Here is a 9,084-nt window from a genome sequence, read left to right as displayed (position 1 = left end):
GTTGTGCCTCGGACCTCTCAGGACGCCTGGGCGGGGGGTGCGGCCGCCGTGGGTCCGCTTCCCGTGCGCAGGGGGAAGTCGGTCCACGGGAGCGGTTCCGGGCCCTCGCTGGCCTCCTCGTACCAGCCCGTGCCGTCGAGCCAGGTGTGCAGCCAGCCCGCGAGGCTCGGGGCGTCGACGTACCAGGCGTGGTCGGCGTCGTCGGCGTTGGGCTCGAAGAGGAGGACTGTCCCCTCCGGGGAGCGGCAGTCAACGCAGGCGTACATCGCGCAGCCCCAGTGGGATATCGGGAGGACGCCCTCGGGCCAGGGCCAGTCGGGGTCCTTCAGGCCGCTCTCGCGGTTGGCGAGGTACTGGGTGACGGCGGCCGGCTCGCCGGAGGGCGGGTTGTCGAGCAGGGGCAGCAGGCCGTACTCCGGGCCGAACCCGCCGTCCCCTATCCGCGTATACAGCTCGGTGAGCAGCGGAGGGAGGGAGAAGCCCAGGGCTGCCTCGGCCCGGGACGGGGTCGTCCCGTCGACGGGTGCGGGCAGGGAATCCCAGCCCCAGGGGAGGGTGTTGCGTGCCTTGTCGGCCACCCGTGCCAGCAACTGCTCGTTCTCGCTCATGCATTCATCATGCAGGCCGCCACCGACAAGCGACCGGGCCTGTGGACAACCCGGAAGTTGTGGACAACGAGCACACCAGGCCCGTTCTACCAACCCGTCTGCCGGCCGCCCGCGGTGGCCGTGAACGGCTGGTCCGTCCGTACGATCTCGCGTCCCATCGGGAGCAGCGAGACGGGGATCAACTTGAAGTTGGCGATGCCCAGCGGGATGCCGATGATCGTGACGCAGAGCGCGATGCCGGTGACGATGTGGCCGAGGGCCAGCCACCAGCCGGCCAGGACCAGCCACAGCACATTGCCGACGCAGGAGGGGGCTCCGGCATCCCGGCGCTCGACCGCCGTGTAGCCGAAGGGCCACAGGGCGTAGACGCCGATGCGGAAGGCCGCGATCCCGAAGGGGATGCCGATGATCGTGATGCAGAGCAGCGCGCCCGCGAGCAGGTAGGCGAGGAACAGCCAGAAGCCGCTGAGCACGAGCCAAATGACGTTGAGGATGGTCTTCACTGCTGACGACCTGCCATCTTTTCGAGCCGGGCGATTCGCTCCGCCATCGGCGGGTGGGTGGAGAACATCTTCGACAGCCCCTGTCCTGGTCGGAACGGGTTGGCGATCATCATGTGGCTGGCGGTCTCGATCCGGGGCTCCGGGGGCAGGGGAAGCTGCTTCGTACCCGATTCGAGTTTGCGCAGGGCGCCGGCGAGGGCGAGGGGATCGCCGGTGAGCTGCGCACCGGAGGCGTCGGCCTCGTACTCCCTGGAGCGGCTGATCGCCAGCTGGATGACGGTGGCGGCGAGCGGACCGAGAAGCATGATGAGGAGCATGCCCAGCAGACCGGGTCCGTCATCGTCGTTGGAGCGTCCGATGGGGATCAGCCAGGCGAAGTTGACCAGGAACATGATCACTGAGGCGAGGGCGCCCGCGACGGACGAGATCAGGATGTCCCGGTTGTAGACATGACTGAGCTCGTGCCCGATGACACCGCGCAGCTCACGCTCGTCGAGCAGCCGCATGATCCCTTCGGTGCAGCACACGGCCGCGTTGCGCGGGTTGCGTCCGGTCGCGAAGGCGTTGGGTGCCTCGGTCGGTGAGATGTAGAGGCGCGGCATGGGCTGGCGGGCCTGCGTGGAGAGATCTCGGACCATGCGGTACAGCGCCGGGGCCTCGAACTCGCTGACCGGGCGGGCCCGCATCGCGCGCAGGGCCAGCTTGTCGCTGTTCCAGTACGCGTACGCGTTGGTGCCCAGGGCGACGAGGACGGCGACGACAAGCCCCGCTCGGCCGAAGAAGCTGCCGATGACGATGATGAGCGCCGACAGCCCTCCGAGGAGTACTGCGGTCCTGAGCCCGTTGTGCCGGCGGTGCACGGTACGCCCTCCAAGTGGTGCGGCAGGGGAACCCTTCGCTTGCTGGTCTCGCTCGCTGTGGTTGCTTCCTGATCTCCGGTGCCACCGGTGCCGTGGCATCACGTCCAGTGGACCCTTCCGTACTGGTCAACGCCAGGCGAGGGCCACCAGTTCCCCGGCGCTCACGGCGGGGCGCTTGGTCCGTACGGGTGACGGCCGCGGCGTCGGCACGCGCGCGTGGGAGCCGGGTGCGGCACGCGCGGGTGCCGGAGCGGCCGTGCTCAGAAGAGACCGGTGTCGGTGAAGCGGAGGATCAGCTGGGGTGCACCGGAGAGGGCGAGGGCGAGGACCGCGGTCACGGTGATCGCCGCCGTGAGGGGGACGGGGACGTGGTGGCCGACGGTCGGCTCCTCGGGCGCCCGGAACAGCTGGGCCGTCCATTGGAGGTAGTAGAAGAGCGCGATCACGACGTTGACCGCCATGACGACGGCCAGCCAGCCGAGCCCGGCGTCGACGGCCGCGGAGAAGACCGTGACCTTGGCGAAGAGGCCGATGATGCCGGGGGGCAGTCCCGCGAGGCAGAGCAGGAAGAACGCCAGGAGCAGGGCGGTCAGGGGGTTGGACGCGTACAGGCCGCGGTAGTCGGCGACGCGGTTCAGGGACCTCGTACGGCCCACCAGGGCGGCCACGGCGAAGGCGCCGAGGTTCACGGCGGCGTACATGAGCGCGTAGGCGACGGTGGAGCCGATGGACCGCTCGGGGGCGTCGGAGTACGCGGCGGCGGCGATCGGCACCAGGAGGTAGCCGGCCTGGCCGACGGACGACCAGGCGAGCAGGCGAACCGCGCTGTACGCGCGCGTGGCCTGTTGCCGGAGGGCTCCGACGTTGCCGACGGTCATGGTGAGCGCGGCCAGCGCCGCGAGGGCCGGTCCCCAGACGTCGGCGTAGGACGGGAGGGCGATGACCGTGACGAGGATCAGGCCGGAGAAGCCGACCGCCTTGCCGATCACGGACAGGTAGGCCGCGATCGGCAGGGGCGCGCCCACGTAGGTGTCGGGCACCCAGAAGTGGAAGGGCACGGCGGCCGTCTTGAAGGCGAAGCCGACGAGGGTGAGGACGACGCCGGCCTGGGCGAGCGTGGTGAGCTGCCCGTCGACGCTCTGGATGCGGTCGGCCACCTGGGTGAGGTAGAGGGTGCCGGTGGTGGCGTACACGAAGCTGATGCCCATGAGGCTGACCGCGGTCGCGGTGACCGAGGACAGGAAGAACTTGAGGGCGGCTTCGGAGGACCGGCGGTCGCCCTGTCGCAGGCCCACCAGGGCGAAGGCGGGGAGGGAGGCGACCTCCAGGGCGACGATCAGGGTCGCGAGGTCGCGGGAGGCGGGCAGCAGCGCGGCGCCGGCCGCCGAGGAGAGCAGCAGGAACCAGAACTCGCCCTCGGGCAGTCCCCGGTCGGCGTCCTTGACGGCGGTGACCGAGAGGAGCGCGGTCAGGAGGGCCCCGCCCAGGACCAGGAACTGGATGGCGAGGGTGAAGGTGTCCGCGGTGTAGCTGCAGACGTCGGCGTCGACGGTCTGGCAGAACGTCGAGCGGTCGCCGTTCACCAGCGGCAGCAGCATGAGGGCGGAGGCGGCGAGTCCGGCGACCGACATCCAGCCGAGCAGCGACTTGCGGGCGTCCTTGACGAAGAGGTCGGTCACGAGGACGACGAGTCCGACGACGGCCGCGATGGTGGGTGGAGCGATGGCGAGCCAGTCGACCGACTGGACGAGGTTCTGGGCCAGCGGCTGCGAGGCGGTCCCGGCGAGGGGGTGGGCCTGGAAGCTCATCGGGTGCCTCCTGAGAGGAGCTGCTGCACGGCCGGGTCGGTCAGCCCGAGGAGGGTCCTGGGCCACAGCCCGGCGACGACGGTGAGGACGACGAGCGGGGTCCAGGCGGCGAACTCGTACGTGCGTACGTCGGCGAGCCTCGGGGCTTCGCGCGGCAGGGCGCCCATGCAGACGCGGCGGACCACGATCAGCATGTACGCGGCCGTCAGCAGGGTGCCGAACGCGGCGATCACCATGAAGGTGAGGAAGGCGGGGCGGCTGAGGTCGTCGTGGGGGTCGAAGGCGCCGAACAGGGCCAGCATCTCGCCCCAGAACCCGGCCAGGCCCGGCAGGCCGAGCGAGGCGACCGCGGCGAAGGCGAGCAGGCCGCCGAGGCGAGGCGCCTTGCCGTACAGGGCGGCGCCGGTCTCCTCGGCGAGGGTGTCCAGGTCGGTGGTGCCGGTGCGGTCCTTGAGGGCGCCGACGACGAAGAAGAGCAGGCCGGTGATGAGGCCGTGGGCGATGTTGGCGAACAGGGCGCCGTTCACGCCGGTCGGGGTCATGGTCGCGATGCCGAGCAGGACGAAGCCCATGTGGCCGACGGAGGAGTAGGCGATGAGGCGCTTGAGGTCGCCCTTCGCACCCCTCTTGGCCAGGGCCAGGCAGGCCAGGGAGCCGTAGATGATGCCGACCACGGCGAAGGCGGCGAGGTAGGGCGCGAAGGCGCGGAATCCGTCCGGCGCGACCGGCAGCAGGATCCGGACGAACCCGTACGTACCCATCTTGAGCAGAACACCGGCCAGCAGCACCGAGCCGACGGTCGGCGCGGCGGTGTGGGCGTCCGGCAGCCAGCTGTGCAGCGGCCACATCGGGGTCTTCACCGCCAGCCCGATCCCGATTGCCAGAACCGCGATGACCTGCACGGATGTGGTCAGCGACCGGCCGTTGTCAGTGGCGAGTGCCACCATGTCGAATGTGCCCGCCGTGATTCCGATCAGGAGCAGGCCGAGCAGCATGACGACGGAGCCGAGGAGCGTGAAGAGGATGAACTTCCAGGCGGCCCCGGCCCGTCCCTCGCCGCCCCAGCGGGCGATGAGGAAGTACATCGGGATGAGGACCATCTCGAAGGCGAGGAAGAACAGGATCAGGTCGAGGGCGGCGAAGGTCGCGAGGGTGCCGGACTCGAGGACGAGCAGCAGCGCGACGAAGCCCTTCGGGCCGTGGCCCGCGACCCGCGGCTCCGTCGGCGGCTCCTGCCGCTGCTTGAAGTACGAGTAGAGCGCGCACAGGAAGGTCAGCAGCGCGGTCAGGACCAGAAGGGGGAGGGAGATGCCGTCGATGCCGAGGTGGATGCGCACGTCGAGTGCGGGGATCCAGCTGATGTCCGTGCTGGCCTGCATCTTCGACGGATGGTCGTGGTCGAAGCCGAGCAGGAGGACGATCGCGGCGACGAGGACGGCGCCGGTGACGGTGACGCCGTGCCGCAGTACGGCCTGCTCGGGCGACTTCCCCTTCAGCCCGGGAGGGGCGGGCAGCAGAGCGGCGGCGGCCCCCAGAAGCGGGCCGACGACGACGAACGCCAGAAGGAACTGCATCACGGACTCGTTGATATCGATCACGCCTGCTCACGCTCCCGTGGCGACGAGGACGGCGGCGACCGCGAGGACGACGGTGCCGGCGAGCAGCGCGCTCACATAGGTCTGCACATTGCCGGTCTGGGCACGGCGTACGGCGGCCCCCAGCCAGCGGGGCAGGGCGACCGCCCCGCGTACGTAGGTGTCGACGACCTCTCGGTCGAGGAACCGCACGAGACTCGCGCCGGCCTGGACGGGCCGGACGAAGAGGGTCGTGTACACCGCGTCCAGGTGGAAGCCGGCGGCCGCGTGCCGGTGCAGCGGGCCCAGCAGGAGCCGTCCGGGATCCGACGGGTCGGGGGCGGAGGCGACGTTGCCGTAGGCGGGCTCGTGACTGGCGATGGCCTCGGCCTCCACCCGTGCGGCGTCGCCCTCCGGGTGGGCCGCGACCGCGCCGAGCGGGACTCGCGCCGCGAACGCGGTGGTGTGCCGCCAAGCCGCGTAGGTCACGATGCCGCCGGTCAGGGCCACGCCCGTGCCGAGCACGGAGGTGGTGAGGGTCGGGGTGAGGTCCTGGCCGTCGAACCAGTCGGGCAGCAGACGGAAGGCGAGCCCGCCGAGAGCGAGTGAAGGGATGGCGAGCGCCCAGAGCACGGCGTTCATGACCACCGGCTGCCGGCCGTGGTCGGGGGCTTCGGCGCCCCGCCCGTGGAAGGCCAGCAGCCACAGGCGCGTCGCGTACGCGGCGGTGAGCAGGGCCGTGATCAGCCCGGCGAGGAGGACCGTCCAGCCCGCGGCGCCGGGTGCGTGCTCGGTGTGGCCGGTCGCGACGTGCTCCGCGGCACCGAGGACGGACTCCTTGGAGAAGAAGCCGCTGAAGGGAGGGATCGCGGCGAGGGCGAGCAGCGCCACGCTCATCGTCCAGTACGCGTCGGGGACGCGGTCGCGCAAGCCCCTCATGCGGGACATGGCAGCCAGCGAGTTGGTGCCGGCGGCGTGGATGATCACGCCGGCGGCGAGGAAGAGCAGCGCCTTGAAGGCGCCGTGCGTGAGGAGGTGGAAGACGGCGGCACCTCGGTCGCCGGCGGCGAGGGCTCCGGTCAGGTAGCCGAGCTGTCCGATCGTCGAGTAGGCGAGGACGCGTTTGATGTCGTCCTGGGCGAGCGCGGCGAGCGCCGACCCGACCATCGTGACGGCGGCCATGACGGCGAGGACGACCATCGCGGCCCGTGAGGCCTCGAAGAGAGGGAGGAGCCTGGCGACGAAGTAGACACCGGCGGCGACCATGGTCGCGGCGTGGATCAGCGCGGAGACGGGCGTCGGGCCCGCCATCGCGTCGGGGAGCCAGGTGTGCAGCGGGAACTGCGCCGACTTGCCCGCCACACCGGCCAGGAGCAGCAGGGCGATCAGCGTCGGATTGTCGAGGGAACCGTTCGCGACGGCGCCGAGGATCTTCGTGATGCGGAAGGAACCGGCCTCGGTGGCCAGTGCGAGCAGACCGATCAGGAAGGGGACGTCACCGAGCTTGGTCACCAGGAAGGCCTTGAGGGAGGCGGCGCGCGCCTCCGGGGTCTCCCAGTAGTGGCCGACCAGGAAGTACGAGCAGATGCCCATGATTTCCCAGCCGACCAGCAGCACCATCAGGTCGCCGGAGTAGACGACGAGGAACATGGCGGAGGTGAACAGGGAGACGAGCGCGGCGTACGAGGGGTAGCGCGGGTCGTCGCGCAGGTAGCCCGTCGAGTAGATCTGCACGCAGGTGGCGACGGTGCCGACCAGGACGGCGACGAGGGCGGCGAAGCCGTCGATGTGCAGGGCGAGTTCGACGGGGACGGAACCGGTGGGCGTCAGCTCCGTGGCGGCGTCCACGGCCCGGCCACCGCCCTGGCGGGAGGCGACCAGGACGGCGAGGACGAGGGCGGCCAGGGTCGGCAGGACGGCCAGTGGGCGGACGAAGCCGGGCGCCGTGCGGCCCAGCAGGAGGCCGGCGGCGGCTCCGAGGAAGGGTAGGAGGGGGACGAGTACGGCGAGGGTGGTCGTGGTCACGCGGTGGCCTCAGCCTTCTCGGCGGCCGTCCCGGTCGCGGGGTTGTCGGTGTCGGGGTCGGCCGGCTCGTGGCCCTCGGCGGTGTCGCGCAGTCTGTCGATGTCGGCGGTGCCGCGGTTGCGGTGGACGGCGAGCACGATCGCCAGGCCGATGCCGATCTCGGCGGCCGCGATGGCGATCGTGAACAGGGTCAGGGCCTGGCCGGAGTGCAGGGTCTCCTCGGCGGCCTTGCTGAGCCAGACGTCGAAGGCGACCAGGTTGAGGTTGACGGCGTTGAGCATCAGCTCGACCGACATCAGGACCAGGATCGCGTTGCGGCGGGCCAGGACGCCGTAGAGGCCCGTGCAGAACAGGAGGGCGGAGAGGACGGCGGGATAGGCGAGGTGCATCAGCGGTCACCGCCCTTGGCCGCGGCGTTCGGGGCGGGCGCGTCGGTCTTGGACGCATCGATCTTGGGCCCGCCGGTCCTGGACGCGTGAGTCCTGAGGCCGTCGGCCTCGGGCGCGTCGCTGGCGCGGTCCGCCTTGGCCTTGCGGGACAGGACGATCGCGCCGACCAGCGCGGCGAGGAGAAGGACGGAGAGGGCTTCGAAGGGGAGGACCCAGTTCTGGAAGAGACTCGCTCCGGTGACGGCGGTCGAGCCGGCCGCCGGGCCGTCCAGGTCGATCCAGGTGGCGCGGAAGGCGTCGATGACGACCCACACGAGGGCCGCCGCGGCGGCCACGGCCACGGTGAGGGCCGCCCAGCGGTTGCCGGAGTCGGCGTCCGGAGACCGGCCGATGGGCGCCCTGGTGAGCATCAGCCCGAACAGGATGAGGACGACGACCGCCCCGACGTAGATGAGTACCTGCACCCAGGCGATGAACTCGGCGGTGAGCAACAGGTACTCGACGGCCAGGCCGCCGAGGGCCACCACCAGCCACAGGGCGGCGTGGACGAGCTGCCGGGTGGTGACGGTGAGGACGGCGGCGCCGAATGTGACCAGGCCGACGAGGAGGAAGGCGATCTCGACGCCGGTCGGCGAGAGGAAGCCGTGTGCTTCGGCGGCCGTGGTCGTGGGGTCCGCGGCCAGGTGGCGGACGGTCGCGGCGAGGGTCATTCCCGGCCCTCCTGTTCCGGCTTCGGCTGCTCGGGGGCGGCGGGTGCCTCCTGCAGGGCCGACTCCTGCAGGGCCGACTCCTGCTGGGCCGCCAGTTTGTCGGCGGCCTTGCGGGCGGCGGCGAGTTCCTTCGGTTCCTCGGCGCCGGGGTCGAGGGCCGGCGGGGCCGGGACGGTCCACATCCAGTCGCGGAGCCTGTCGCGCTCGTGGGTGAGGTCACGGATGTCCGTCTCGGCGTACTCGAACTCCGGGGACCAGAACAGGGCGTCGAAAGGACAGACCTCAATGCAGATACCGCAGTACATGCACAGGGAGAAGTCGATGGCGAATCGGTCGAGGACGTTGCGGCTGCGGTCGCGTCCACCGGGGGTGGCCGCCGGGACCGTCTCCTTGTGGGAGTCGATGTAGATGCACCAGTCGGGGCACTCGCGGGCGCACAGCATGCAGACCGTGCAGTTCTCCTCGAACAGGCCGATCACGCCGCGGGTGCGGGGCGGAAGTTCGGGCGGGGCGTCCGGGTACTGCTCGGTGACGGTCTTCTTCGTCATCGTGCGGAGGGTGACGGCCAGGCCCTTGGCCAGGCCCGAGCCGGGGATGGGGGCCATGG

Annotated in this window: 9 protein-coding genes; all 9 read right to left on the bottom strand. The window is 70.9% G+C overall.

Translation table 11 applies throughout. The features are described from left to right. Positions 1–17: 17 nt before the first annotated feature. The 9 genes from DMH12_RS22320 to DMH12_RS22280 all read right to left on the bottom strand — a co-directional run bounded on the left by DMH12_RS22320 (position 18) and on the right by DMH12_RS22280 (position 9,082). A complete protein-coding gene (locus DMH12_RS22320; protein ID WP_125493272.1) occupies positions 18–608 on the bottom strand; it encodes an SMI1/KNR4 family protein in 591 nt (196 codons plus the stop codon). An 86-nt stretch (positions 609–694) separates the two neighbouring features. After that, positions 695–1,111: a YccF domain-containing protein gene (locus tag DMH12_RS22315; protein WP_125493271.1), complete on the bottom strand. Its 417-nt coding sequence runs from the start codon at positions 1,109–1,111 to the stop codon at positions 695–697. Next, complete coding sequence (gene htpX / locus DMH12_RS22310; RefSeq protein ID WP_125493270.1) at positions 1,108–1,971, bottom strand: zinc metalloprotease HtpX; 864 nt, start codon at positions 1,969–1,971, stop codon at positions 1,108–1,110. Before htpX ends, DMH12_RS22315 begins: the two co-directional genes overlap by 4 nt. Before the next feature lie 260 nt (positions 1,972–2,231). After that, positions 2,232–3,779 (bottom strand): NADH-quinone oxidoreductase subunit N, encoded by a 1,548-nt coding sequence (locus DMH12_RS22305; RefSeq protein WP_125493269.1) that lies wholly within the window; start codon positions 3,777–3,779, stop codon positions 2,232–2,234. Next, positions 3,776–5,377 (bottom strand): NuoM family protein, encoded by a 1,602-nt coding sequence (locus DMH12_RS22300; RefSeq protein ID WP_125493268.1) that lies wholly within the window; start codon positions 5,375–5,377, stop codon positions 3,776–3,778. The genes DMH12_RS22305 and DMH12_RS22300 overlap by 4 nt, the downstream gene beginning before the upstream one ends. 6 nt (positions 5,378–5,383) lie before the next feature. Then, positions 5,384–7,378 carry an NADH-quinone oxidoreductase subunit L gene (locus tag DMH12_RS22295; protein WP_125493267.1) on the bottom strand — a complete coding sequence of 665 codons (1,995 nt, stop codon included), beginning with the start codon at positions 7,376–7,378 and terminating at the stop codon, positions 5,384–5,386. Continuing rightward, complete coding sequence (gene nuoK, locus DMH12_RS22290) at positions 7,375–7,767, bottom strand: NADH-quinone oxidoreductase subunit NuoK (RefSeq protein WP_125493266.1); 393 nt, start codon at positions 7,765–7,767, stop codon at positions 7,375–7,377. Before nuoK ends, DMH12_RS22295 begins: the two co-directional genes overlap by 4 nt. After that, positions 7,767–8,477 carry an NADH-quinone oxidoreductase subunit J gene (locus DMH12_RS22285; RefSeq protein WP_260474283.1) on the bottom strand — a complete coding sequence of 237 codons (711 nt, stop codon included), beginning with the start codon at positions 8,475–8,477 and terminating at the stop codon, positions 7,767–7,769. The genes nuoK and DMH12_RS22285 overlap by 1 nt, the downstream gene beginning before the upstream one ends. After that, positions 8,474–9,082, bottom strand: a complete 609-nt coding sequence (locus DMH12_RS22280; protein ID WP_125493265.1) for an NADH-quinone oxidoreductase subunit I — start codon at positions 9,080–9,082, stop codon at positions 8,474–8,476. Before DMH12_RS22280 ends, DMH12_RS22285 begins: the two co-directional genes overlap by 4 nt. Between the last annotated feature and the right edge of the window lie 2 nt (positions 9,083–9,084).

It is taken from the genome of Streptomyces sp. WAC 04229 (genome assembly GCF_003947455.1).
Lineage (GTDB): Bacteria > Actinomycetota > Actinomycetes > Streptomycetales > Streptomycetaceae > Streptomyces.
This window is presented reverse-complemented; position numbering and strand designations above follow the sequence as displayed.